Origin of the sequence: Allobosea sp. BH3 (assembly GCF_025499465.1) — a bacterium.
Lineage (GTDB): Bacteria > Pseudomonadota > Alphaproteobacteria > Rhizobiales > Beijerinckiaceae > Allobosea.
In genome coordinates this window covers 1-24,164 of the sequence record NZ_JAIMCA010000006.1, presented here as the reverse complement: position 1 = coordinate 24,164, position 24,164 = coordinate 1, and the positions used below count along the sequence as shown (strand labels likewise).

Annotated in this window: 17 protein-coding genes and 1 pseudogene; 5 read left to right on the top strand and 13 right to left on the bottom strand. The window is 66.5% G+C overall.

The window, feature by feature from the left end; all coding sequences use genetic code 11:
• Positions 1 to 70: 70 nt before the first annotated feature.
• The 5 genes from BoBH3_RS19820 to BoBH3_RS19800 all read right to left on the bottom strand — a co-directional run bounded on the left by BoBH3_RS19820 (position 71) and on the right by BoBH3_RS19800 (position 6,276).
• Positions 71 to 925, bottom strand: coding sequence for an ABC transporter permease subunit (locus BoBH3_RS19820; protein WP_262332585.1), 855 nt, complete (start codon positions 923 to 925; stop codon positions 71 to 73).
• Positions 922 to 1,842, bottom strand: a complete 921-nt coding sequence (locus tag BoBH3_RS19815; RefSeq protein ID WP_262332584.1) for an ABC transporter permease subunit — start codon at positions 1,840 to 1,842, stop codon at positions 922 to 924. The genes BoBH3_RS19820 and BoBH3_RS19815 overlap by 4 nt, the downstream gene beginning before the upstream one ends.
• Before the next feature lie 43 nt (positions 1,843 to 1,885).
• Positions 1,886 to 3,706, bottom strand: a complete 1,821-nt coding sequence (locus BoBH3_RS19810; RefSeq protein ID WP_262332583.1) for an ABC transporter ATP-binding protein — start codon at positions 3,704 to 3,706, stop codon at positions 1,886 to 1,888.
• A 10-nt stretch (positions 3,707 to 3,716) separates the two neighbouring features.
• The gene (locus BoBH3_RS19805; RefSeq protein WP_262332582.1) at positions 3,717 to 5,270 is read right to left on the bottom strand and encodes a glutathione ABC transporter substrate-binding protein; all 1,554 of its coding nucleotides are present in this window, start codon (positions 5,268 to 5,270) and stop codon (positions 3,717 to 3,719) included.
• 223 nt (positions 5,271 to 5,493) lie between these two features.
• Complete coding sequence (locus tag BoBH3_RS19800) at positions 5,494 to 6,276, bottom strand: MetQ/NlpA family ABC transporter substrate-binding protein (protein WP_262332581.1); 783 nt, start codon at positions 6,274 to 6,276, stop codon at positions 5,494 to 5,496.
• Positions 6,277 to 6,612: 336 nt separating this feature from the next.
• Here BoBH3_RS19800 and BoBH3_RS19795 point away from each other — a divergent pair, with 336 nt between their 5' ends.
• The 3 genes from BoBH3_RS19795 to BoBH3_RS19785 are packed head-to-tail and all read left to right on the top strand — an operon-like array spanning position 6,613 to position 12,522.
• Positions 6,613 to 7,485 carry an ImuA family protein gene (locus BoBH3_RS19795; RefSeq protein ID WP_262332580.1) on the top strand — a complete coding sequence of 291 codons (873 nt, stop codon included), beginning with the start codon at positions 6,613 to 6,615 and terminating at the stop codon, positions 7,483 to 7,485.
• The gene (locus tag BoBH3_RS19790; protein WP_262332579.1) at positions 7,391 to 8,935 is read left to right on the top strand and encodes a Y-family DNA polymerase; all 1,545 of its coding nucleotides are present in this window, start codon (positions 7,391 to 7,393) and stop codon (positions 8,933 to 8,935) included. Before BoBH3_RS19795 ends, BoBH3_RS19790 begins: the two co-directional genes overlap by 95 nt.
• A complete protein-coding gene (locus BoBH3_RS19785) occupies positions 8,932 to 12,522 on the top strand; it encodes an error-prone DNA polymerase (RefSeq protein ID WP_262332578.1) in 3,591 nt (1,196 codons plus the stop codon). The genes BoBH3_RS19790 and BoBH3_RS19785 overlap by 4 nt, the downstream gene beginning before the upstream one ends.
• A gap of 132 nt (positions 12,523 to 12,654) precedes the next feature.
• Here BoBH3_RS19785 and BoBH3_RS19780 read toward each other — a convergent pair whose 3' ends face one another.
• From BoBH3_RS19780 to BoBH3_RS19755, 6 genes are read right to left on the bottom strand one after another with little or no spacing between them, the layout of a single operon-like run.
• Entirely contained in the window at positions 12,655 to 13,062 is a 408-nt protein-coding gene (locus BoBH3_RS19780; RefSeq protein ID WP_262332577.1) for a RidA family protein, read from the bottom strand.
• Positions 13,063 to 13,071: 9 nt separating this feature from the next.
• Entirely contained in the window at positions 13,072 to 14,703 is a 1,632-nt protein-coding gene (locus BoBH3_RS19775; RefSeq protein WP_262332576.1) for a benzoate-CoA ligase family protein, read from the bottom strand.
• An 18-nt stretch (positions 14,704 to 14,721) separates the two neighbouring features.
• Entirely contained in the window at positions 14,722 to 15,915 is a 1,194-nt protein-coding gene (locus BoBH3_RS19770; protein WP_262332575.1) for an acyl-CoA dehydrogenase family protein, read from the bottom strand.
• A 1-nt stretch (position 15,916) separates the two neighbouring features.
• A complete protein-coding gene (locus BoBH3_RS19765) occupies positions 15,917 to 16,750 on the bottom strand; it encodes an enoyl-CoA hydratase family protein (RefSeq protein WP_262332574.1) in 834 nt (277 codons plus the stop codon).
• 1 nt (position 16,751) lies between these two features.
• Positions 16,752 to 17,300 (bottom strand): MarR family winged helix-turn-helix transcriptional regulator, encoded by a 549-nt coding sequence (locus BoBH3_RS19760; RefSeq protein WP_262332573.1) that lies wholly within the window; start codon positions 17,298 to 17,300, stop codon positions 16,752 to 16,754.
• Position 17,301: 1 nt separating this feature from the next.
• Positions 17,302 to 18,057, bottom strand: a complete 756-nt coding sequence (locus tag BoBH3_RS19755; RefSeq protein ID WP_262332572.1) for an SDR family NAD(P)-dependent oxidoreductase — start codon at positions 18,055 to 18,057, stop codon at positions 17,302 to 17,304.
• Positions 18,058 to 18,297: 240 nt separating this feature from the next.
• On the opposite strand from BoBH3_RS19755, the gene BoBH3_RS19750 reads away from it, so the two are divergent.
• Positions 18,298 to 20,622 (top strand): bifunctional salicylyl-CoA 5-hydroxylase/oxidoreductase, encoded by a 2,325-nt coding sequence (locus BoBH3_RS19750; protein ID WP_262332571.1) that lies wholly within the window; start codon positions 18,298 to 18,300, stop codon positions 20,620 to 20,622.
• A 7-nt stretch (positions 20,623 to 20,629) separates the two neighbouring features.
• Here BoBH3_RS19750 and BoBH3_RS19745 read toward each other — a convergent pair whose 3' ends face one another.
• On the bottom strand, positions 20,630 to 21,892 hold the full coding sequence (locus BoBH3_RS19745; RefSeq protein ID WP_262332570.1) for an MFS transporter: 1,263 nt from the start codon (positions 21,890 to 21,892) through the stop codon (positions 20,630 to 20,632).
• A gap of 462 nt (positions 21,893 to 22,354) precedes the next feature.
• On the opposite strand from BoBH3_RS19745, the gene BoBH3_RS19740 reads away from it, so the two are divergent.
• Positions 22,355 to 23,422 carry a DUF2778 domain-containing protein gene (locus BoBH3_RS19740; RefSeq protein ID WP_262332569.1) on the top strand — a complete coding sequence of 356 codons (1,068 nt, stop codon included), beginning with the start codon at positions 22,355 to 22,357 and terminating at the stop codon, positions 23,420 to 23,422.
• A 450-nt stretch (positions 23,423 to 23,872) separates the two neighbouring features.
• Here the strand turns inward: BoBH3_RS19740 and BoBH3_RS19735 are convergent.
• A pseudogene (locus BoBH3_RS19735) lies at positions 23,873 to 24,164 on the bottom strand (hypothetical protein); the annotation flags it as partial.

Sequence of the window (24,164 nt, the reverse complement as noted above, 5' to 3'; positions counted from 1 at the left end):
TTCAATCTCCGCAATGTCGCTTGGGGAGCATCGGCCGAGCAGGCTGGCCCGGCCTTGCCTCCGCCCCGACCTACTGAAGGCGCTGGCTCAGCGCATCGCGCAGCCCGTCGCCGAGGACGTTGAAGCTGAGAACGACGATGAAGATCGCCAACCCCGGAAACAGGGTGAGGTGGTCGGCGACGCCGAGATAGCTCCGGCCATCTGCCAGCATAGCGCCCCATTCGGGGCTCGGCGGCTGCGCGCCCAGCCCTATGAAAGACAAGGCGGCCCCGACGAGAATGGCAGACCCGATGCGCAGGCTCATATAGACGATCACGACCGGGAGTGCCCCGGGCAGGATGTGATAGAGCATGAGCTTGGCGCCGGAGACGCCGATGGTCCGGCCGGCCTGGATATACTGAGCCTGCTTCAAGGACATCGTCGTGCCGCGCACCAGGCGCGCGAAGACCGGCACGCTGAAGACGGCCACCGCCCAAACGACATTGGCCACCCCTGGGCCGAGCAGCGCGACGACCGCGATCGCCAGCAGGATGCCGGGGAAAGCGAAGAGCACGTCGCAGAGCCGCATCAGCACCGTGTCGACCCAGCCGCCGATCCAGCCGCTGAGCAGGCCGAGTGTAGTGCCGACGAGCCCGCCCGCGAACGCCGAGACCAGTCCGACGGTCAGCGAGATGCGCCCGCCCCAGATGATGCGGCTCAAAATATCCCGGCCGTAGGAATCCGTGCCGGCGAGATGCGCCAGAGAAGGCCCTTGCAGGAGGGCGTCGTAATCCGCGGCCGCAGGGTCGTAGGGCGCAAGGACCGGCGCGAAAATGGCGATCAGGATGATGAGGAGCACCACCACGCCGGCCGCGAGCGCCGTATGCCGGCGGCGCAGACGACGCCAGAATTCGCCGGCCGGGGAGCGGATTGTCGGAGCCGTCATGACCGAAGCCGGATTTCGGGGTTGAGGACGCCGTAGAGCATGTCGATCACGAGATTGATCAGCATGAACTCGGCCGACAGCAGCAGGATCTCCGCCTGGATCACCGGGTAGTCGCGGAAGGCGATGCTGTCGACGAGGAGGCGGCCGAGACCGGGCCAGGCGAAGACGGTTTCCACGACGATTGCGCCGCCGAGCAAGGTTCCGAATTCCAGTCCCGTCAGCGTCACCACGGGGATCAGGGCATTGCGGACGCCATGCCGCCAGATGACGCGGCGCTCGCGCAGGCCCTTGCTGCGGGCCGTGCGGACATAGTCCTCGGCGGCCACATCGACATAGGCGGAGCGCGAAAAGCGGGCCAGTACCGCGGCGACGCCGACTCCCAGCGTGAAGGACGGCATGAGCAGGGAAAGCCAGCTGTCAAACCCGCCTGTCGGAAGCCAGCCGAGATGGACGGAAAACAGGTTGATGAGCAGCAGGCCCAGCCAGAATCCGGGAAAGGAGAGGCCGCCGATGGCGAAGAGCATCGCCATCTGATCCTGCCAGCGGCCGCGCCGCGTGCCTGCCCAGACACCGATGAACGTCCCGGCCAGCGTCGCCCAGCCCATCGCCGCCAGCGTCAGCCACAGGGTCGGCCAGAAGCGCGCCGCGATCACGTCGATAACCGGCTCGCGGGTGCGGCTTGAGACTCCGAGATCGCCCTTGAGGCTCGCGCCGACATAGCGGACATACTGCTCCCAGATCGGCCGATCGAGGCCGAGCGCCTGCCGGGCCGAAGCGACCTCCTGCTCTGTCGCGTCGGCGCCGGCCACCAGCCGGGCCGGGTCCCCAGGCAAGACCCTGACGAAGCCGAAGACGAACACCGATACGGCAAAGAGGACCGGGATGGCGGCAGCGAGCCGCCTCAGAAAGAAGAGCATCGCGTCTCCCCCTCGGCTTCGCGTTCAGCTGCAATCGGGACCATCAGTAGAGACCCCCAACAGGGTGGCGCGCCACGAAATGGCCTGGCCCGACCTCGACGAGGGGAGCGACCGTGGGGATGTCGTCGGGAGCCCTGAGCGGACTCGGCACCTCGCTGTCGTCGATCGCCAGCTCCCGGCGGCGGCGCGCCGGATCGGGGATCGGGACTGCGGCGAGCAGACGGCGCGTATAGGCATGCTGCGGCGACGAGAGGACGGCCTGACGGGGCCCGATCTCGACGATCTGGCCGAGATACATCACCGCGACGCGATGGCTCACGCGCTCGACCACAGCCATGTCGTGCGAGATGAACAGGCAGGACAGCCCGAGCCGGCGCTGCAGCGACATGAGCAGATTGACGATCTGCGCACGGATCGAGACGTCGAGCGCTGCGACGGCTTCGTCCGCGATGATGAGGCGGGGCTCGGACGCCAGCGCGCGGGCGATGCCGACACGTTGGCACTGACCGCCCGATAGTTCATGCGGGTATCGGGCTGCAAAATGCGGTGGCAGGCCGACCAGCTCCAGCAATTCGCCGACCCGCTGCGTCACGGCGGCGCCCTGACGCAGCGCATGGGTTCTGATCGGCTCGGCAACCGAGAAGCCGACCGTCAGTCGCGGGTCCAACGCGCTGTAGGGATCCTGGAACACATACTGGATGCCGCGCCTCAATGCACGGTTCGTCTCGGCTTCAGGGCCCAGCACGTCCTGCCCCTCGAAGACAATCTGTCCTGAGCGCGGCGTTTCCAGGCGGACGATGCTGCGGCCCAGTGTGCTCTTGCCGCAACCGCTCTCGCCGACCAGCGCGAGCGTTTCGCCGGGATGGATGTCGAAACTCACATGCTCGACCGCATGGACATGCGCGCGCAACATGCCGAAGGCGTTGCGCACGTCGAAGCGCGTCACCAGCTCGCGCAGTTCAAGAGTCGGCGCGCCGGCCACGACGGTATCCTGGGGTACTGCCTCCTCGGGCGCGATTGTGAAAGGGGCGGGCAAGGGCGTGTCGGCAAGGCTGCCCAACACAGGAACCGCGGCGAGAAGGCTGCGCGTATAAGGATGAACCGGTGCAGCGAAGATCTGCGCGACCGAGCCCTCCTCGAGGCGATCGCCCCCGCGCATCACGGCGACGCGGTCGGCAAGTTCAGCCACCACGCCCATGTCGTGAGTAATGAAAAGCAGGCCGGTGCCGAGATCGTCCCGAAGCTCGCGCAGGAGCCGCAGCACCTGCGCCTGCACGGTGACGTCGAGCGCAGTGGTCGGCTCGTCCGCGATCAGCAGGCGCGGGCGGCTGGCGAGAGCGATCGCGATCATCACGCGCTGTCTCATGCCGCCCGAGATCTCGAACGGATAGCGCTTCAGCTGCCGGCGGGCATCGGGAATGCGGACGCGCTCAAGCAGTTGGAGCGCTTCGGCCTCGGCCTCGGACCATCCGAGATCGCGATGCTGGACGATGGCTTCGGCGATCTGTTCGCCGATGCGCATCACCGGGTTCAGCGAGCTCATCGGCTGCTGGAACACCATGGCGATCTCGGGTCCGCGCAGCCTGCGCATCGTTTCCGCATCCGCGCGGACGAGATCGCGGACAGTGCCGGCCCGGTCCCGGTACAGAATCTCTCCCGTATCGATGCGGCCCGGGCCGTAGTCGAGCAGCCGGGTTACGGCCAGCGACGTGACGGATTTGCCCGAACCGGATTCGCCGACGAGAGCGACCGTCTCGCCCGGCGAGACGGTCAGGGAAAGGTCCCGCACCACGGTGGTTCGTCCGCTCTCGGCCGGGAAGCTGACCGAGAGATCCCGTATGGCGAGCAGTTCAGGCTGGCTCATCGCGATGCGATCACTGGAGGACCGCATCCTCGTAGGTCAGCGACGTGTCGGGCATCTGGGTGAGGCCGGTCAGGCGCTTGTCGCGGCCGGCGACCAGCGTGTTGACCGAGAGGAAGATCCAGGGGGTCTTTTCCCAAACGAGCTTCTGGATGCGGTCATAGGCTGCCTTGCGCTGGCCGGCATCGGCGGTGGCGAAGCCCTTCTGCAATTCGGCATCGACCTCGGCATCCTTGAAATAGGAGATGTTGTAGAGCGCCGGCGGGAAGCTGCGGCTGGCGAGCAGCGGCCGGAGCGCCCAGTCGGCATCGCCCGTCGAAGGCGCCCAGCTGCCGAAGAACATCCGGACCTCGGCTTCCTCCGGCGTCTTTGCGCCCCAAAGACGGGTGGTCGCGACGCCGGCCTCCAGCGGGTTGAGCTTCAGCTTGACCCCGACAGCTCCGAGCTGCTGTTGCAGGAACTGCGAGGCGCGGTTGTTCAGCGTGTTGCTGAAGTTCCAGATTTCGGTCTCGAACCCGTTTGGATAGCCGGCCTCCGCAAGGAGCTGCTTGGCCTTGGCGGGGTCGTAGGGCCAGATGCCCTGCTTGCTGTAATAGGCGATGCCAGGGGCGACCGGCGCATCCTGCGGAACCCCGAAGCCGTTGTAGACGACCTTGATGAAGGCGGTCTTGTCGATCGCGTAGTTCAGGGCCTGCCTGACGCGAACGTCATCGAACGGCTTCTTCTGGGTGTTGAGCGCGACGTACTGCGTCACGATGGACGGCGTCGTGTCGATCGCCAGGCGGCTATCCTTCTCCACGACCTGGACGGTCTCCTGCGGTAGCGGGAAAATGAACTGTGCCTCGCCCGAGCGCAGCAGAGCCAGACGCGCGCCGCTTTCGCCCACGCTGCGGATCGTCACCGCGTCGAGATGTGGCCGGCCCTTGCGCCAGTAGTTGGGGTTGCGCACGGCCTTGAGATTGTCGGTCGCCCAGCTGGTGAAGACGAACGGGCCGGTTCCGACCGGGTTGCGCGAAACATCCTTGCCGTATTGCGCGATCGCCTTCGGGCTCAGGATCGATGCGCCGCTATGGGCGAGATAATTCAGGAGGACGCCGGAAGGCGCCTTGAGGACGAGGCGGACGGTGAACTCGTCGACCACCTCGACCTTGTCGATGGCCTCGAGCAGGCTTTGGCGCTTGAGGTGGTTGGCGGGGTCGCGCAGACGGTCGTAATTGATCTTCACGGCCTCGGCGTTGAACGGCGTCCCATCATGGAACTTCACGTCCTTGCGCAGATGGACGGTGTACTGCGTGGAGTCGGCGTTGACGTCCGTTTTTTCGGCCAGGACCGGGACGAGCTTCAAATCACGATCGAAGCCATACAGGCCTTGGAAGAACAGCCTGCTGGCGGAGAGCGATACCGAGTCATTCAGGTCTGTCGGATCGAGGCCGAGGATGTTGTCGCCGACGCCGACGGTGATCTGGCCGGCGGCCAACGCCGGCGCCGCGAGACCGAGCCCGACGGCGAAGGCGAGCGTTCGTGCCGCGTTCTGCAGCGAGAGGAGGGGCGTATGCGAGGGGGCCATCGTAGAATTTCCTTTGCAGGCGGGCAACGGAACGATCCGCGCTCGAAGGAGGGGGAGATGCTTGACGACCCCGAAAATGCGATCCCATCGCATTGCGGCGATAGGGACAGCAGTTTGGGCGCGGTTCGAGAAAGCCGAAAGTGCCGCGGGGCCGAGGACAGGGTTGCGTTTGCCGAATTGCGTGTCAGGCGGCGCCGCGAGAGCGGCAGCCGCGCTTCCCGCTTCAGAAGGCCGGGAGCTGGCCCGGCAGCTTGTCCTTGACGAGCTGGCGGATCGTCTCGTTCTGGTAGGCAGCCACGAGCTTTTTGAAGACGGGCTTGTCCTTGTCCGCCGTGCGGACCGCGATGAAGTTGTTGTAGGGATTGTTCACGGAGGATTCGATCGCGATCGAATCCTTACCGGGGAGCAGGCCCGCCTGGACCGAGTAATTGGTGTTGATCACCGCCGCATCGAGGTCGTCGAGCGTCCGAGAAAGCTGCGCAGCGTCGATTTCTTTGAAATTCAGCCGCTTCGGGTTCTCGGAGATGTCGAGCACGCTCGGGACGAGCCCCACATTCTCCTTCAGCTTGATCAGCTTCTGCGCCTGCAACAGGAGCAGCGCCCGCCCGCCATTGGATGGATCGTTGGGGATGCCGATCGATGCGCCGTCCTTCAGCTCGCCGATCGACTTGATCTGCCGTGAGTACAGGCCGATCGGGGCGACGATCGTCTCGGCGATGGGTGTGATCTTGTAGCCCTTGGTCCTGATCTGGTTTTCGAGGAAGGGGCGATGCTGGAAGGCGTTCGCGTCCAGATCGCCGGCGTTGAGCGCTTCGTTCGGTAGAAGATAATCGTTGAACACCACGACGGTGATATCGAGACCGTCCTTCCTGGCGATGTCCTTGACCGCTGTCCAAATGATTTCTGAGTCGCCGCCGGAAATGCCGACTTTGAGCTTGTCTTGGGCCAGTGCAGGCACGGCCGTCGCTGCCAGAATTGCAAGAGTGCCGATTATCAGACGCTTCATTGTCGGTTGTCCTAAAGGCCAGTCAAAGACTCGTGCTGCTAACGTAAAAGATTCTGATGTTTTGACGTTTTCGAAAATTCGACGTCTGTATCAATAATCTTCTCAAGAGCAGGGATTTGTATCAAAATTATTATCTCTCGCACTTGCGAATATTTATCATTTTATGTCGAAAAATTCTCTATGAGAGGCTTGGCGGAGGATAATTTCCCTGGCGGCAGCGGCGTAGATGCCTTGAGGGTGGTCGCTCTGCGCGTTGATCGATCAGAGCAGACTCGACTCGCCTTCGGGGAAAGAGCATCTTATAAAAAGAACAAAGAGTGAACAATCGCGATTTCCATGACCGCAGCCGCCATCCCGACCCTGTCCGATCTGCGCCGCAGCCTCGCCGAGGCGGCTCTGCGGGCAGGACCGGCTGCGAGCGGGCGGATCAGTCTCGGCGTGCCGTCCCTCGATGCGGCGCTGAACGGCGGGCTCGCGCGCGCGGCGCTGCACGAGATCCATGCTGCCGAGCCCGCCGATCTCGCCGCCGCGACCGGCTTCGCGCTTGGCCTCGCGCTGCGGGGCGGGCAGGAGCAAGAGCAAGGGGAGGCGTCCGGACGCCCCATCCTCTGGGTGCGGCAGGATTTCCTCGATGCCGAAACCGGCCGGCTGCACGCGCCGGGGCTGAGCGAGCTCGGGCTCGATCCGGCGCGCCTGCTGCTGGTGCGGGCGCGCGACGGGGAGGGAGTGCTGCGGGCGGGTGCGGAAGCCGCGCGCTGCCCCGCGCTGGGGGCCGTGCTGATCGAGCCCTGGGGCGAGCCGCGCCCTTTCGACCTGACGGCGAGCCGGCGCCTGGCTCTGGCAGCCGAGGGCTCTGGCGTGCCGGTGCTGCTGCTGCGCGTGGCGGCGCGGGAGGCGCCGAGCGCGGCGCGCACGCGTTGGCAGGTCCGCGCGCTCGCCTCGCAGGCGCTGGAGGCCAATGCGCCGGGTGCCCCGGCCTTTTCCCTGAGATTGTTGCGCCAACGCGGCGGCGCGGCGGAGCGTGAGTGGCGTGTGGAGTGGGACCGTGACCGACGATCTTTCGCGGAACGCAGCCTTTTCGACCGAACCGACAGACTGGCTCCCCGGACAGACCATGCCGCGCCGCTATCTTGCCCTCTGGTTCCCCTATCTGGCGACGGACAGGTTGCGGCGGACGGGCGCGATACCGGCCTTCGGCGGGCGGGATGAGAAGTCCCATGTCGTGGTCGAGACGCAGCAGAATACGCTGCGCATCGTCGATTGCGACTGGCGGGCGGTCGGCCTCGGCCTGACCCGCGGGCTGACGCTGGCCGATGCCCGCGCCCGTATCCCCGATCTCGTCGCGCTGGAGGCAGACCCTCAGGCCGACCGGCGCTTCCTGGAAGATGTCGCCGGATTCTGCGATCGCTTCACGCCACTGGTCGCGCTGGATGCCTGCGACGGGTTGCTGCTCGACATCACCGGCTGCGCCCATCTTTTCGGCGGCGAGGAGGGGCTCGTCGCTCTTGCCGGCCGAGCCATGGACCGGATCGGTCTTGCGCTCAGAACCGCCATTGCCGGCACGCCCGACGCTGCCCGCGCCTATGCTCGCTTCGGGCGGGGCGGCATCCTCGCACCGGGGCGGGAAGAGGCGACGCTGCGGGAGCTGCCAGTCACGGGCCTCGACATCGAGGCCGAGACCGTGATCGCGCTGTCGCGGGCCGGGCTGAAGACGCTGGCCGATCTGGCGGAACGCCCCTCCGAGACGTTGTCGGCGCGCTTCGGCGAGGCGCTGGCAGTGCGGTTGAGGCGCACGCTCGGCCGCGAGGACAGGCGCATCACGCCCTTGCGTCCGCCGCCGGACTGCGTGGTCGAGCGCCATTTCGCCGAGCCCTTCGCCGACACGGCGAGCCTGGAGGCGGTGGTGGCCCGGCTGATCGGGGAGGCGGCACGGGTGCTGGAGGCGCGGGGCGAGGGCGGTCGCGTCTTCGAGCTCGGCTTCTTCCGCAGTGATGGCGCGGTGCGCCGCCTCATGATCGAGACCGGCCGCCCCTCGCGTGACGCGAAGGCGCTGATCAGGCTCTATCGCGAGCGCATCGAGGCGCTGGCCGATCCGCTGGATCCCGGCTTCGGCTTCGATGCGGTGAAGCTCGCCGTGCCCATCTGCGAGCCGCTGAACACCCAGCAGCACAGCCTCGACGGCCGCGCGGTGGAGGCTGATGCGATAGCCGATCTGGTCGATCGGCTCGTCACCCGCTTCGGCCGTGACCGGGTGCTGCGCTTCGCGGCGCAGGACACGCACCATCCCGTCCGTGCTGCGAAGGCGATCTCCGCCGCCGCGCCGCCGCCGGAGGCCGCATGGCCTGAGCCCGAGCCGGAGCAGCCGCCAGCTCGTCCGCTCCAGCTCTTCGAGCCGCCTCAGCCCGTCGAAGCCATCGCCGAGGTGCCGGACGGCCCGCCGATCCGCTTCCGTTGGCGCCGCCTGATTCATGACGTCGCCCGCGCCGAGGGGCCGGAGCGCATCGCTCCCGAATGGTGGCGCGACGGTTTCGACGAGCCGATGCGCGATTATTACCGCGTCGAGGATGCTGCAGGGCGCCGGTTCTGGCTTTTCCGCATCGGCTTTCACGAGGCCGGCAGCGGCCCGCCTCGCTGGTTCCTGCACGGGCTCTTCGCATGAATCACTTTGCCAGCTCCTTCGCAGAACCCGTTGCCGCGACGAACTTCTCCTTCCTGCGCGGCGCCTCGCCGGGCCCCAACATGGTGCTGACGGCGCTCCTGCTTGGCTATACGGGCATCGGCATCGCGGACCGCAACACGGTGGCCGGCGTGGTTCGCGCTTGGGCTGCCCTCAGGCAGTTGCGGGAGGAGGGCTTGCCGGCCCCCGAGAAGGTAAGGGAGGGAGGCAGTCCCGGCGAATATGTCTGGATCGAGAACCCGGCCTTCGCAGAGCTGCCCTTCACTCCCGAAGAGATGCAGGCCAAGGCCGAGCGCTTCAGGCTCGCGACCGGCACCCGCCTCGTCTTCGCCGATAGCACGCCCGATATCGTCGTCTATCCGGCCAATCGCGATGGCTGGGGCAGGCTCTGCCGGCTGCTGAGCCATGGCAACCGCAAGGACGGCGTGAAGAAGGGCGAATGCCATCTCGTCCTCGACGACCTGCTGGCCGACGCTCGCGACCTGCTCCTCATCCTGATGCCGGGCCGCAGCCTTGAGGGCCTGCCCGAACTGTTGGCCCAGCTCGACGCGGCCGCGCCCGGCGCGATCTGGCTGGGCGCATCCATGCACCGGCGCGGCGACGACCGCCGCCGCCTCGCGCGGCTGAAGGCGATCGCGGCCGCGACCCGCACGCCGCTGATCGCGACCAATGACGCGCTCTACGATTCCATCGCGCAGCGGGACCTGCAGGATGTGCTGACCTGCATCCGGGAGGGCGTCACCATCGAGCGGGCGGGGCGCAGGCTGGAGGCCAATGCCGAGCGCCATCTCAAGCTGCCCGCCGAAATGTCCCGCCTCTTCCGCGATGCGCCCGAAGCCATCGCCGAGACGCAAGCCCTCTTCTCCCGCATCGAGTTCGATCTGGGTCAGCTGAAATACGAATATCCCGACGAGCCCGTTCCGCCCGGCTGGAAGGATCAGGACTGGCTCGTGGAACTGGTCCGCCGATGCTGCCTGATCCGCTACCCAAATGGCTTGCCTGAGAAGGTAGAGGGGCTGCTGGCGAAGGAACTCGCGCTGATCGAGAAGCTGGAATACGCCCGCTATTTCCTAACCATCCGCCAGATCGTCGAATTCGCCGAAAGCAAGGGCATCCTCTGCCAGGGCCGAGGCTCGGCGGCCAATTCAGCTGTCTGCTACGTACTCGGCATCACCGCGGTCGACCCCGCCGACAATGACGTTCTGTTCGAGCGCTTCATCTCGACCGAGCGGCGCGAGCCGCCCGACATCGACGTCGATTTCGAGCATGAGCGGCGTGAGGAGGTGATCCAGTGGATCTACAAATTCTACGGCCGAGAGCGCGCCGGCATCGCCGCGACAGTGATCCATTATCGGCCGCGCAGCGCCATCCGCGAGGTCGGAAAGGTGCTGGGCCTGACCGAGGACGTCACCGCCCGTATCGCCGAAACGCAATGGGGTAGCTGGGGCACCGAGATCGGCGACGCCCGCATCCGTCAGGCCGGGCTCGACCCGAAGAACCCGACGATCCGCCGCGCCGTCGATTTCGCCGTCCGGCTGCTGCACTTCCCGCGCCATCTCTCGCAGCATGTCGGCGGCTTCGTGCTGTCGCGCGGTCGCCTCGATGAGATCGTGCCGATCGGCAACGCCGCGATGCCGGACCGCACCTTCATCGAATGGGACCGTGACGACATCGACGAACTCCGGCTGATGAAGGTCGATGTGCTGGCCCTCGGCATGCTGACCTGCATCCGCAAGGCGTTCGATCTGCTCCGCAAGCACGATGGCGTCGACTGGGGGCTCGCCGATGTGCCGAACAATGACGAAGCAACCTACGACATGCTCTGTGAGGGCAAGTCGCTCGGCGTCTTCCAGGTCGAGAGCCGCGCCCAGATGAACATGCTGCCGCGCCTGAAGCCTCGCGCATTCTACGATCTCGTCATCCAGGTGGCGATCGTCCGGCCCGGCCCGATCCAGGGCAACATGGTCCATCCCTACCTGAAGCGCCGGGCGGGGATCGAGGACGTGGTTTATCCCTCGCCATCGCCGGAGTGCGGGCCACCCGACGAACTCTATGAGGTGCTGAGAAAGACCTTTGGTGTCCCGCTCTTTCAGGAGCAGGCCATGCGCCTCGCCATGGTCGCTGCCAAATTCAGTGACATCGAAGCCAACGGCCTGCGCAAGGCGATGGCGACATTCCGCAATGACGGCACCATCGGCAATTACGAGGAGCTGATGGTCGGGCGCATGGTTGCGCGTGGCTATGATCCCGAGTTCGCGCGGCGCTGCTTCGACCAGATCAAGGGCTTCGGCAGCTACGGCTTCCCGGAGAGCCACGCCGCCTCCTTCGCCAAGCTGGTCTACATCTCCTCCTATCTCAAGAAGCACCATCCGGCCGCCTTTGCCTGCGCGCTGCTGAACTCCCAGCCGATGGGCTTCTACGCTCCCGCCCAGATTGTCCGGGAGGCGGAGGAGAACGGCGGCGTAGAGCCGCGGGCGATCGATGTGAATCTGAGCGGCTGGGACAATGGTTTGGAGGAGCTTTGCAGCAACAGCGATGCCGAAGGAGGCGCGGGGAACCCTCTCCCGGAGGGAGAGGGCAGGGTGAGAGGTAGGCCCCTGGACGATTTGCCGAGCCCTCACCGCTGCGCTGCCGACATGCGGAGTTCAACTGGTCCAGGGGCCTACACCTCACCCCTACCCCTCTCCTTACAGGAGAGGGGTTCTTCCCGTGCCTGCCTCGAAAAGGGGGCAGGCGAACTGAAGAAAAAACACCCCTTCGCCCTTCGCCTCGGCTTCCGCCAGATCGACGGCTTCAAGGAGGATTGGGGGCTTGCCATCGAGCGCAACCGCGCCGGCGGCTATCACGGCGTTGAGGAACTGATGCGCCGCGCCGATCTTCCCGCCCGCGCCATGCGCCTGCTCGCCGACGCGGATGCTTTCCGCTCGCTTGGGCTGGATCGCCGCGAGGCGCTCTGGGCTGTGCGACGCCTGCCGGACGATGCCGTATTACCGCTCTTCCAGGCTGCTCAGGCGCGCGAGCTGGGGCGGGAGTCGACGTTGGCGCTGCCCGCCATGCCGCTCGCCGAACATATCGTCACCGATTATCAGACGGTCCGGCTCTCGCTGAAGGGCCACCCGATGCAGCTGCTGCGCCCGCGCTTCAGCCGCGAAGGCATCCTGAGCTGCGCGGAGACCGAAACGAAGCGCGATGCGGCTTACGCCCGCACGGCTGGAATCGTGCTGGTGCGCCAGCGCCCGGGCAACGGCAATGCGATCTTCGTCACGCTGGAAGACGAGACCGGCGTCACCAATGTCGTGATCTGGGCGCGGCTGTTCGAGCGTTTCCGCCGCGAGGTGATGGGAGCGCGGTTGATGCTGGTGGAGGGGCGGGTGCAGAAGAGCCCCGAGGGGGTCGTGCATCTGATGGCCCAGCGTATCCTCGATCGCTCGGCCGACCTGCTCTCGCTCTCCGACACGCATCGCGCCGAGATACGGCCCGTCGTCGACGAACTGCGGAACCCGCCGCCACCCCGCCACCGCCACCCACGCAATGTCCGCATCCTGCCGAAATCGCGGGATTTTCATTGAGGGGTGACAGCTTCGTCATGCTCGGGCTCGACCCGAGCATCTCATGCCGAAAGAGGCTCCGTCGCCATCTCGTCCCAAGATTCTCGGGTCTGCGCTTCGCTTCGCCCGAGAATGACGACCTACAAGCCGGCGCTACCCCCCAATCACCGCCGTCGCTTCGATCTCCAGCAACGCCTCGGGCTCGACCAGCTCCGAGACGCCGATCACCGCCATGGCCGGGAAATGCCGGCCGAAGGCCTCGCGATAGATCGGCCCGATCTCCTTCAGGCTGGCGCGATAGGCGGGAATGTCGGTGACATACCAGGTCAGCCGCACGATGTCCTCGACGTGCCCGCCGCCGGCCTCGACCACCGCCCTGATGTTGAGGAAGGTCTGCCGGAGCTGGCCGATGAAGCCCTCGGCGAAGACGCCCTCGGCGTTCCAGCCGACAAGCCCGCCCGTCACCAGCACCCGGCCTTCGGCGACCATGCCGTTGGCATAGCCGCGCGGCTGGGGCCAGCCTTCGGGCAAGATCGCGCGAGCGGAAGAAGAATTGGACATGATTGAACCTCAGCCTTCGCCGCGCGCGATCTGGCGCAGCGCAAAGCGTTGCAGCTTGCCGCTCGCCGTCTTCGGCAAAGCGGGGACGAATTCGATGGCGCGCGGATATTTGTAGGGCGCGATCCCGGCCTTCACATGCTCCTGCAGCGCCTTCGCCATGGCCTCGTCGCCAGTCGCGCCCTCGCGCAGCACGACATAGGCCTTCACGATGGCGCCGCGCTCGGGGCAGGGCGCGCCGACCACGCCGCATTCGAGCACATCGGGATGGCCAAGCAGGCAGGCCTCCACCTCCGGCCCGGCGATGTTGTAGCCAGCGGAGACGATCATGTCGTCCGAGCGGGCCTGATACCAGAAGTAGCCCTCTGCATCTCGGATATAGGTGTCGCCGGTGATGTTCCAGCCGTTCTGGACGTAACGGGCCTGACGCTCGTCGGCGAGGTAGCGGCAGCCGATCGGCCCGCGCACGGCAAGCCGTCCCGGTGTGCCATCCGGCACAGACTTGCCGTCCTCGTCCACCACCATCGCCTCGTAGCCCGGCACGGGAATGCCGGTCGAACCGGCTTTGAGCCGGCCGCGCGACGCGGCGATGAAGATGTGCAGCAGTTCGGTTGCGCCGATGCCGTCCATCAGCTCGATGCCGGTGCGCTCGGCCCAGGCCTCGAACACCGTCTTCGGCAAGGTTTCGCCGGCCGAAACGCAGATGCTGAGCGAGGAGATGTCGCGCCCGTCGAGCTTGCCCATCATGGCGCGGTAGGCGGTCGGCGCCGTGAAGATCACGCTCGCCTTGTGGCGCTCGATGGCATCGATCAGGTCGAACGGGCCGGTCCTGTCCGGCAGCACCGCGGCCGCGCCGATGCGGAAGGGGAAGAGCACCATGCCGCCCAGCCCGAAGGTGAAGGCCAGCGGGGCCGAGCCGATGAAGCGGTCGTCGGGCGAGGCCTTCAGCACCTTGGCGCCATAGGCGTCGCAGATCACCAAAAGGTCGCGCTGGAAATGCATCGTGCCCTTGGGCTCGCCGGTCGTGCCCGAGGTGAAGCCGATCAGGCAGACATCGTCGCTCGACGTATCGACCGCCTTGAAATGCTCGTAGCCCGGCTGCGCCATCAGCGCTTCGAGTTCGCAGTCCGCGCTGCCGAAGGCGACGATGCGTTCGAGTTCGGGCACTTGCGCCTTGGCGTTTTCGAGCTCGTCGAGAAGGCGGAAGTCGCAGAGCGCCAGTGCGATCTTCGCCTTGCGCAGCGGATAGGCGAGCTCGCCCGCGCGCAGCATTGGCATGGTCGCGACGACCACGCCGCCGGCCTTGATGACCGCGAGATAGGCCGCGACCATCATCGGCGTATTGGCAGCGCGCAGCAGCACGCGATGCCCCAGCACCATGCCGAGATCGTGCGTCAGCACATTGGCGATGCGGTTGATCGTTTCCGCCAGCGCGGCATAGCTCCAGCTCAGATGGTCGCCGATGATCGCGGGCCTCCCCCCGCGGCCTTCCGCGACATGCCTGTCGACCAGCTCCGTCACGGCGTTGAGCCGCTCGGGATAGCAAAGCCCGGCCTTATCGAGATCGATCTCCGGCCAGAGCTCCGGCGGGGGCAGGTTGTCCCGCGCGAAACTGTCGATATGGCCCGAGCGCAGGAAGTGCATTGCCGTACCCCTCGTTTTTCAGTTCTTGGCTTTCAGAAGCTCGCGCGCGATCACGACCTTCTGGACCTCGCTGGCGCCCTCGTAGATGCGCAGCGCCCTGATCTCCCGGTACAGTTCCTCCACCTTGACGCCCTTGGTGACGCCGAGCCCGCCATGGATCTGGACGGCGCGGTCGATCACGCGTTGGGCATTCTCCGTTGCGATGAGTTTGGCGAGCGCGGCCTCGCGCGTGACGCGCGCAGCGCCCCGGTCCTTGGTCCAGGCGGCGCGATAGACGAGCAGCGCAGCCGCATCGACCTCCGCCGCGCTCTCCGCGATGGCGGCCTGCGAGAGCTGGAGATCCCCCAGCGTCCCGCCGAAGAGCTTGCGGGCGTTGGCGTGCGAGATCGTCTCGTGCAGCGCCCGGCGCGCGAAGCCGAGCGCGGCAGCACCGACCGTCGAGCGGAAGATGTCGAGCGTCGCCATCGCGACCTTGAAGCCTTCGCCTGCTCCGCCGATGCGGTTTTCGAGCGGCACCCGGCAGCCCTCGAAGCGCAAAGTCGCCAGCGGATGCGGCGCGATGACCTCAATGCGCTCCGCGACCAAAAGACCGGGCGTATCGGCCTCGACGAGAAAGGCGGAGAGCCCGCGGGCGCCTGGAGCCTCGCCCGTGCGGGCGAAGACGACGTAGTGATCAGCGATGCCGCCGTTCGATATCCAGCTCTTCTCGCCGTCGATGCGGACATGGCCGGGGCCGTCCGGCGTCGCGGTCGTCGCCAGGGCGGCGACGTCGGAGCCCGCCTCCTTCTCGGAGAGCGCGAAGGCGGCGATGCGTTTGCCTGCCGCGACATCCGGCAGGATGCGCCGCTTCATCGCCTCGGACCCGGCGATGCTGATCGAGCCGGTGCCGAGTCCCTGCATCGCGAAGCTGAAATCGGCGAGCCCGTCGCGCGCCGCCAGAATCTCGCGCGCGAGGCAGAGCGTGCGCACGTCAAGCCTATCGGACAGTCCGCCATATTCCGCCGGCACGGCGGCCTTCAGGAAACCGGCCGCCCCCAGCGCTGCGACCCGCGCCCTGCAGGCCTCGTCGACATCGTCATGTGGCAGGTCGGCGAGATAGGAATCGGCCCAGCCCGAGAGCTCGGCGGCGAAAGCCCGGTGCCGCTCCTCGAAAAACGGCCAATCCAGCGTGTCGCCGAGAATGTCGAGGCCGAGCTTCGGGGTTTCCGTCATCTCAGTTACCCTCGAAGACCGGCTTCTGTTTCGCGGCGAAGGCGTGATAGGCGCGGGCGAAATCCTCCGTCTGCATGCACAGGGCCTGCGCCACGGCCTCGGCCTCGATGGCGCTCTCGACCGACATCGCCCATTCCATCTCGAGCATGCGCTTGGTCATCGCGTTGGCGAAGGTCGGCCCGTCCGCCAGCTCCGCCGCGAGCGCCTGCGCTTCGGCCAGCACCGCCTCGGGGGCGCAGAGCCGATTGAGGAAGCCCCAGCGCTGGGCTTCATCGCCCCTCAGCACGCGGCCGGTATAGAGCAACTCGGCGGCGCGACCCTGGCCGATGATGCGCGGCAGCATCGCGCAGGCGCCCATATCGCAGCCGGCCAAGCCAACGCGATTGAACAGGAAGGCGATCTTGGCTCCCGCCGTGCCCAGGCGCAGGTCAGAGGCCATGGCGACAATGGCGCCCGCCCCGGCACAGACCCCGTCGATCGCCGTCACGATGGGTTGCGGGCAGGCGCGCATCGCCTTAACCAGCTCGCCGGTCATGCGGGTGAATTTCAGCAGCTCCTTCGTCTCCATCGCGACCAGCGGCCCGATGATCTCGAAGACATCGCCGCCCGACGAGAAGTTGCCACCGGCACCGGTGACGACGATCGCCTTGACCTCCTCCTCCTTCTGCGCGGCGAGGAAGAAATCCGTGAGTTCGCGATAGCTTGCGAAGGTCAGCGGATTCTTTTTCTCAGGCCGGTTCAGCGTCACCGTCGCGACCTTACCGGAGACGGAGAGGCCGAAATGCTGCGGCGTGAAGCTCGCCAGCGGCAGGGTTGTGGCGTTGGCGGTCGTCATCTCAGGCATCTCCCTTCAACGCCTCGCTTGCTGCGTCCTTCACCCGGTCGGCGATGGCGCGATGCAGCGAGGTCTTGGTGTCTCCGAGCAGCCGGAAAAGCTGCGCGACATCCGGTTGAGCGAGCCCGGCGAAGAGCTCGGCGATCCATTCCTCGTGCCGCTCGGCCATGGCCTTGAAGGCCTTGCGGCCCTGTGGGGTCAGCGTGAGAATCTGCACGCGCCGGTCCTGCGGGGCGGAGCGCTTGTCGACGAGCCCATCGGCCACCAGCCCGGTGACGACGGCCGTGACGTTGCCGTTCGAGACCATCAGCCGCTGCGAGACCTCGCCGACCGTCATCCCGACAACGGTCTTCTCGAGCTGCGCCATCAAATCGAAGCGGGGCAGGGTGGTGCGGAATTCCTCGCGCAGCCGGTTGCGGATCTCCGTCTCGATCAGCGTCGAGCAGGTCAGCAGCCTGAGCCAGAGCCGCAACTCATCCTTGTGATCGCCCGGCCGCTCGCTCGCCTTGGTCTCGCGGTCGAGGGGCAGGGCGGAGACGGCGCTGTCCATCTCAGAACTCCCCGCCATTGATGAGCAGCGACTGGCCGGTCACCGCATCGCTGCCGGGTCCGCAAAGATAGAGCACCGACGCCGCGACCTCCTCAGGCGCGATCAGGCGCCCCTGCGGATTGTCCCTGACCATCTCGGCCATTGCCTGCTCGCGGCTCTTGCCGGTCTTGGCTACGATCGCGTCGAGCCCGGACGCGACCATGTCGGTGTCGGCATAGCCGGGGCAGACGGCGTTGACGGTGACGCCGGAGCGCGCCGTCTCCAGCGCCAGAGACTTCACCAGCCCGAGCACCGCATGCTTCGCCGCCGCATAGGCGCTGACGTAAGGATAGCCGCGATGCCCCGCCGTCGACGCGATGGCGACGAGCCGGCCGCGGCGGCGCTCCAGCATCGCCGGCAGCGCAGCATGGAACAGGTTGACCGTGCCGATCAGGTTGATGTCGAGCATGCGCCGAAAGCGTTCGGCGTCGCTGCGCAGGAAGGGGCCAGTCTCGACCGCGCCCGCATTGGCGACCGCGATGTCGAAGCCTTTGTCTCCGGCCAGTTTGGCGACCGCTTCGGCAACCGAAGCCGCATCGCGAACATCGCAGACCGCGAAATCAGCCGCCGCTCCTGCGGTCACCGCTTCTCGCAGCGCAGCCTCGTCGCGGCCGAGAATGGCGACCTGCGCCCCGGCTCCCGTCAGTGCCTGGGCTATGGCCCGGCCGATGCCGCGCCCGCCGCCCGTCACCAGCGCATGCTGTCCCTGCAGAACCATGGTCGCTCGACCTCCGAGTTAAAAGATATTTCAAGTCTGAAGTAATTTGCAAGCGTAAGGATCGGCGTAGAAATAGCCGGATAGTGCCGTTTTGAAATGCAGTATGATGCGTTTTTGCTCATATCGCGAAATCTCCAAGGCGGCAGTCAGGGCGCTATGAAAACCGCTTGCGGGAAAAAATATTTCAGACTTAAAATATTTACGCAGGCCGGTTAGGCCGCTCCGTGGAGGGAGACGTCGATGCGTATCGCGGTCGTGGGCGGTGGGCCGGCGGGGCTTTATTTCGCGCTGCTGATGAAGCGGGATTGGCCGGAGATCGCGGTCGACGTCTTCGAGCGCAACCAGCCGGACGACACTTTCGGCTTCGGCGTCGTCTTCTCCGACCAGACGCTCGACATCTTCAAGGCGGCGGATGCGGAGAGCTACGCCGCGATTCGCGACAACTTCGCTTATTGGGACGACATCGAAATCCGCTTCAAAGGGACGCTGCATCGTGTGCCGGGCAACGGCTTCTGCGGCTGTTCGCGCCGCTCGCTGCTGATGCTGGTGCAGGGGCGCGCCAGCGCCCTCGGCGTTGGCCTGCATTTCGGCGCGGACATCGCCGAGGTCGAGGCGCTCAAGAACGAATATGACCTCGTCGTCGCCGCCGACGGCATCAACAGCCGCATCCGCGAGAACTGGCGCGAGCGCTTCCAGCCCGAAGTCGATCTCAGGCCGAACAAATTCGCCTGGATGGGCTCGACCCGCCCCTTCGACGCCTTCACCTTCTTCTTCAAGGAGACGGAGCATGGGCTCTTCATCGCCCATTGCTACCAATACGAGGCGGGCCGCTCGACCTGGGTGCTGGAGACCGACCCTGAGACCTTCGAGAAGGCGGGGCTCGGTGCCATGGACGAGGCGCAGTCGGCCGCCTTCCTGGAAGGTGTTTTCGCCGAGGAGCTGCAGGGCCATCGCCTGCAGATCAATCGCTCGCAATGGCGCAATTTCCCGGCGATCCGCTGCCGCCACTGGGTTGCCGACAACGTCGTGCTGATCGGCGACGCCAAGGCGACCGCGCACTTCTCGATCGGCTCCGGTACCAAGCTGGCGATGGAGGACGCCATCGCCTTGCACAGGGCGATGGGGCAGGCGAAGCTCGATGTCGCCACCGGGCTCGCCCTCTTTGAGAAGCAGCGCCGCGAAGAGGTTGAGAAGACTCAGCACGCGGCCGATGTCTCGCTGGTCTGGTTCGAGCAGCTCAAGCGCTTCTGGGAGTTCGCGCCGCTGCGCTTCGCCTTCGGTCTGATGACCCGTTCCAAGGCAATCACCTACGACAATCTGGCCCTGCGAGCCCCGGACATGGTCGCCGCCGTCGACGAACTCGTCGCGGATGAGCTCGGGCCTCTGGCGAAACGCCGCAAGGATGGCTCGGCGGTCCCTCCGGCCTTCCAGCCTTTCAGACTGCGCGAGATGCAGGTCGAGAACCGCATGACGCTCGCGCCGATGTGCCAGTATTCCGCCGAGGGCGGCCTGCCGAGCGACTGGCACCTGATGCACTACGGCTCGCGCGCCATCGGCGGGCCGGGGCTGATCTTCACCGAGATGACCTGCATCGCGCCGGATGCCCGCATCACTCCCGGCTGCACCGGCCTCTGGAATGACGAGCAGGAAGCCGCCTGGAAGCGCATCGTCTCCTTCGTCCACGCCCATTCGGCGGCGAAGATCTGCCTCCAGCTCGGCCATGCCGGGCAAAAAGGCGCGACGAAACTGATGTGGGAGGGCATGGACAGGCCGCTACCGGAAGGCGCCTGGCCGATCGTTTCTGCCTCGCCGCTGCCCTATTATCCCGAAAGCCAAGTGCCCCGCGAGATGACCCGCGCCGATATGGACCGGGTGAAGTCCGAGTTCCTCGCCGCCGCGGAGCGCGGCGAGCGCGCCGGCTTCGACATGCTGGAGCTTCACTGCGCCCATGGCTACCTGCTGGCGAGTTTCCTCTCACCGCTGACCAACAGGCGTACGGACGAATATGGCGGCTCGGTCGAGAACCGGCTGCGCTTCCCGCTGGAGGTCTTCCGGGCGCTGCGTGAGGTCTGGCCGCGTGAAAAGCCGATGTCGGTGCGCATCTCGGCGACGGATTGGGCAAAGGGCGGGCTTTCCGACGAGGATTCGGTCGCCATCGCCGAGGCCTTCGCCGCCGAGGGCTGTGATCTCGTCGACGTCTCGACCGGCCAGACCGTCAAGGAATCGCGGCCCGTCTATGGCCGGATGTTCCAGACGCCGTTCTCGGACCGCATCCGCAACGAAGCCCGCGTCGCCACGATGTGCGTCGGTAACATCACCTCGGCCGATCAGGCCAACACGATCATCGCCGCCGGCCGCGCCGATCTCGTCGCCCTCGGCCGGCCGCATCTGGCCGACCCCTCCTTCGTGCTGCGCGCGGCCGCCTGGTATGGCGTCGATCTCGCCCAGCCGGTTCAATATGCGATGGGCAAGGACCAGCTGATGCGCAACACCCCGCGCGAGCGCGAGGAACTGGAGGCGCTGAAGCTCAAGGCGAGGCCGAGCCGCCACGCGGTGGAGGCGTAAGGGCCGCCTATTTCGGCTCGGGATGCGCCGTCCGGCCGGACGGCGCGACGTCCGGGATCGTGGGAGCCGTAGCGGGCCGCTCGGCGAAGGGCTCGGCCGATGGAGGCTTCCGCCGGAGTCGGAAGGCGAGATAGGCAGCCGTCGCGGCCGAGAGCAGGCCGAGATACGCCAAGAGACCGTTCGGCCCGGTCAACTGCATGAAGGCTGCCGCTACGATCGGTCCGACCGCCGAGCCCGCCGCCCAGAGGAACAGGAGCTGCGCCGAAAGGCCGAGCGCCCGCTCGCGCCCGAGCCGGAAATAGGCATGCGCGACGGCGACCGTGTAGATCGGCATGCTGCCGGCGCCGATCAGCGCGAACAGGCCGAACAGCCAGAACCGGCCATGGGGCAGGGCGAGCCAGAACACCGCGCCGAGCGCCAGCGTGCAGACCACGACCGAGGCCGTGGCGCTTAGCATGATGATGCGGCTCTCGACCCTGTCCGCGAGCAGGCCGAGCGGCCATTGCAGCATCAGCGCGCCGATCTGTATGCCGGCCGTGAGCAGGATCGCCCATTTCTGGTCGAGCCCGATCAGGATGCCGTAGGCCGGCGCGACATTGGTGAGCGCCCCGCCCATCAGTCCGACATAGAGGCATCCGATGACGGCAGCCGGTGCGTACTGCCACATCGTGTTGAGCCGCACCGAGATGACCTCGGCCGATTCAGGCCCCTTGGCATGGGTCATGGCGACGGGGATCAGCGCGATGGAGAAGGCCGCACTGGCGATCAGGAAGATGTTGTTGGACTGCAGCGAGACATAGCCGATGGCGATCTGGGAGGAGATCAGCGCCAATCGGTTGAGGATCTGGTAGAACCCGAACAGCCTTCCGCGCTGGCCGGCCTTGGCCTGTCCGCTGATCCAGCTTTCGATGCAGATGGCGTGGCCGGCGCCGCCCAGCCCCATGCCCAGCCTCCACACGCCCCAGGCGTCCAGGGGCGTCAGTGCAAAGCTCAGCGTCAGCACCGCCTGCAGCGCGGCAAACACCGCGAAGGCGCGGATATGGCCGATGCTGCGAATGAAACCCGGCACGATGAAGCAGCCGGCGAGGAAGCCGACGGAATAGGCCGAGCCGACGATGCCGATCAGCAACGGCGCCTTCTGCTCCAGCGCCATCTTCAGCGGTACGACCGTGTTCACTGTCGTCGAGCCGATCTGCAGGATCAGCGCGCCGGTTACGATCGCGCCCAGCGCGGCGATGGAGCTCGTCCTCGGCTCGGTTGCCTGGCTCACGTTGCTGTCCGCCCCCTCCGCAGCCGCTGCGAAGGCCTCATCTCCACGGGAGGGCGGTTCTTGGGGCCGCGATCCCTGCAGCTGCGCATCTTGCGACATATCCGATTCGAGAGCCGGGTTGGAAAAAACGGGGACGCGAAACGTAAACCTCGCCTGAAAAGATGGGCCAATCGGGGCAAGGTGCGAGGCGGGGGGCGGAAAACGATACGGAGCTTTGCCGGTGCCGCGCCTTGATGACGCCGCCTTTCGATGGCTTTCAGGCGCCGCGATCGGGCAAAAAAGATCGCTGCGGTTCACTGGCGATTAACCAACAAAGCGCCTTATCGGTCAGAGCGGATTTCGAGCTCCTCCGGCAAACTAGGTTCCATCGCGACGCAGATCGCGCTCTCTCCTCGGGGAGGGCGAGGGCGAAGCCATGTCCATGCCGGCTGGTCGTAGCGTAGCGTGTCGAGAGTGCGGCGAATGAGTTATGCGACCTATGTGCGGGAAGGCGGGGCGCCCTATGTCAGGCCTCGCCGCAACCGTAGCCGGTCCGGGATGAAAGGCATCGTCCTCGCCGCCACGTTGGGCCTCGGCGCGATGTCCGGCTTCTGGATGCTGGGGCAGGGCGCTCCAGGCTCGATCGAGGAAGCCGCCGCCCCGACACAGCGGAAAGCCTCCGTCGCCCGCCTGTCGCCACAGCCTGCACCGGCCTATAGCGGCCTGCTCGATCCCGCTCTGTCCGGTGGCAAGGCCACGTCGTTCTCCGGCAGCGCTCCGGTTCGCTCGGCCTTCCAGCCTGCTGCGCCGGCTGCTGCAACGTCAGTCGCATCGGCCGATTCCGGTTTGCCCTTGCCCCAGCCTGCGCCAGTCACGCTGGCGCGCGCCGTGCCAATGCCGGCGCCGCGCCCCTCTGATCTTCTGCTGCCGCCCGTGCCGCTGCAGCCGCGCCTGGCCCAGCCGGCGACGCCCCGTCGCAGCAATCGCAACGCAACCACCGCGCCGGTGCCGACGCCGGAGGACAACCGCAACTTCTTCGAGAAGCTCTTCGGCGTGCAGAAGCCGCCTCCGGGAGCCGCGCTCGCCTACGCCGCGCCGCAGGACGACGTGGTCGACCGTTCGCGCATCACGCGGATGAGCCCCTCGGTAGGCGCGCCGCCGCGCACCGCCGAGGCAGGGACCGCGATCTACGACATCAGCGCGAAGACGGTCCATATGCCGAACGGTGAGAGACTGGAGGCCCATTCCGGTCTCGGCGAGATGATGGATGACGTCCGCTACTCCCATGTCCGGATGAAGGGCGTCACACCGCCGCATACCTACACCCTGACCGAGCGCGAGGCGCTGTTCCATGGCGTGCGCGCCATCCGGCTGAACCCGGTCGGCGGCAGCGGCGCCATTCACGGCCGGGCCGGCCTGCTGGCCCACACCTATCTGTTGGGCCCGCGCGGCGACTCCAATGGCTGCGTCTCCTTCAAGGACTATGAGCGCTTCCTGCAGGCCTTCCTGCGCGGCGAGGTGAGGCGGCTGGTTGTGGTGGCGAGCCTTTAGGTTCTCCGCGTCATCCCGGTCGTAGCGAGGCGGAGCGCCGGGATTCATCGTAGGACTCCCCCTTCTACGATTGATCCGGGGTCGGCGCGGCGGTTCCGTGCGAAAGCAGGATGCTCTGAGCATGCTGACTTCGCAGAAACGCGGCACCGTCATCCGCGAACGAGCGGCGAAGCCCCGCGGCCGATACATCGTCGAGCGCAGAACTCCACGAAGGAAACCCCGGCAGCTTCTCCCAAAGCCCAGCATCGATACGCGATCTTGGCCCAGCTAAGAGGTGCTTGGGTGAACGCCTTCGGGTGCGCCGGCGTCGCGCTTTGAGTCTTGGCAAAGCTGTCGCGCTCAGTGTTCGAGAAGCGGAAGCTGCGGCACCGCGTGCCCTCTCGCGACCTGAAAAGGAAACGGCGCCCTTCCGGGCGCCGCCTGGTCTTGCGGGATTTGGCTTGGAAAGCCTCAGGCAGCTCTGGCCACGCTAAGATCGCTCGGTCCGTCGCGCCTTGTTCGGAAGGCTGAAACGAGGTCGTTGAGCTGTCCGATGCGTCCGGAGAGAGAGGAGGCGGAGGCGGCGCTCTGCTCGGCGAGCGCGGCGTTCTGCTGGGTCATCTCGTCGAGATGTGCGACAGCCTGGCTCATCTCGTCGATGCCGTTGGCCTGCTCGCCGGAGGCCGCCGAGATATCGGCGATGGTGGCGGAGACCTTCTGCGAGGCGGCCAGGATCTGGTCGAGCTGGTCGCCGGCCTGGCGC

What these genes read in the sequence shown, in the direction of transcription:
- BoBH3_RS19750 (WP_262332571.1), top strand. Translation starts at nt 18,298, where the DNA reads ATGCGTATCGCGGTCGTGGGCGGTGGGCCGGCGGGGCTTTATTTCGCG.
- BoBH3_RS19795 (WP_262332580.1), top strand. Translation starts at nt 6,613, where the DNA reads ATGACCGCAGCCGCCATCCCGACCCTGTCCGATCTGCGCCGCAGCCTC.
- BoBH3_RS19805 (WP_262332582.1), bottom strand. Translation starts at nt 5,270, where the DNA reads ATGGCCCCCTCGCATACGCCCCTCCTCTCGCTGCAGAACGCGGCACGA.
- BoBH3_RS19785 (WP_262332578.1), top strand. Translation starts at nt 8,932, where the DNA reads ATGAATCACTTTGCCAGCTCCTTCGCAGAACCCGTTGCCGCGACGAAC.
- BoBH3_RS19810 (WP_262332583.1), bottom strand. Translation starts at nt 3,706, where the DNA reads ATGAGCCAGCCTGAACTGCTCGCCATACGGGATCTCTCGGTCAGCTTC.
- BoBH3_RS19765 (WP_262332574.1), bottom strand. Translation starts at nt 16,750, where the DNA reads ATGACGACCGCCAACGCCACAACCCTGCCGCTGGCGAGCTTCACGCCG.
- BoBH3_RS19820 (WP_262332585.1), bottom strand. Translation starts at nt 925, where the DNA reads ATGACGGCTCCGACAATCCGCTCCCCGGCCGGCGAATTCTGGCGTCGT.
- BoBH3_RS19760 (WP_262332573.1), bottom strand. Translation starts at nt 17,300, where the DNA reads ATGGACAGCGCCGTCTCCGCCCTGCCCCTCGACCGCGAGACCAAGGCG.
- BoBH3_RS19775 (WP_262332576.1), bottom strand. Translation starts at nt 14,703, where the DNA reads ATGCACTTCCTGCGCTCGGGCCATATCGACAGTTTCGCGCGGGACAAC.
- BoBH3_RS19740 (WP_262332569.1), top strand. Translation starts at nt 22,355, where the DNA reads ATGAGTTATGCGACCTATGTGCGGGAAGGCGGGGCGCCCTATGTCAGG.
- BoBH3_RS19755 (WP_262332572.1), bottom strand. Translation starts at nt 18,057, where the DNA reads ATGGTTCTGCAGGGACAGCATGCGCTGGTGACGGGCGGCGGGCGCGGC.
- BoBH3_RS19800 (WP_262332581.1), bottom strand. Translation starts at nt 6,276, where the DNA reads ATGAAGCGTCTGATAATCGGCACTCTTGCAATTCTGGCAGCGACGGCC.
- BoBH3_RS19770 (WP_262332575.1), bottom strand. Translation starts at nt 15,915, where the DNA reads ATGACGGAAACCCCGAAGCTCGGCCTCGACATTCTCGGCGACACGCTG.
- BoBH3_RS19815 (WP_262332584.1), bottom strand. Translation starts at nt 1,842, where the DNA reads ATGCTCTTCTTTCTGAGGCGGCTCGCTGCCGCCATCCCGGTCCTCTTT.
- BoBH3_RS19780 (WP_262332577.1), bottom strand. Translation starts at nt 13,062, where the DNA reads ATGTCCAATTCTTCTTCCGCTCGCGCGATCTTGCCCGAAGGCTGGCCC.
- BoBH3_RS19790 (WP_262332579.1), top strand. Translation starts at nt 7,391, where the DNA reads ATGCCGCGCCGCTATCTTGCCCTCTGGTTCCCCTATCTGGCGACGGAC.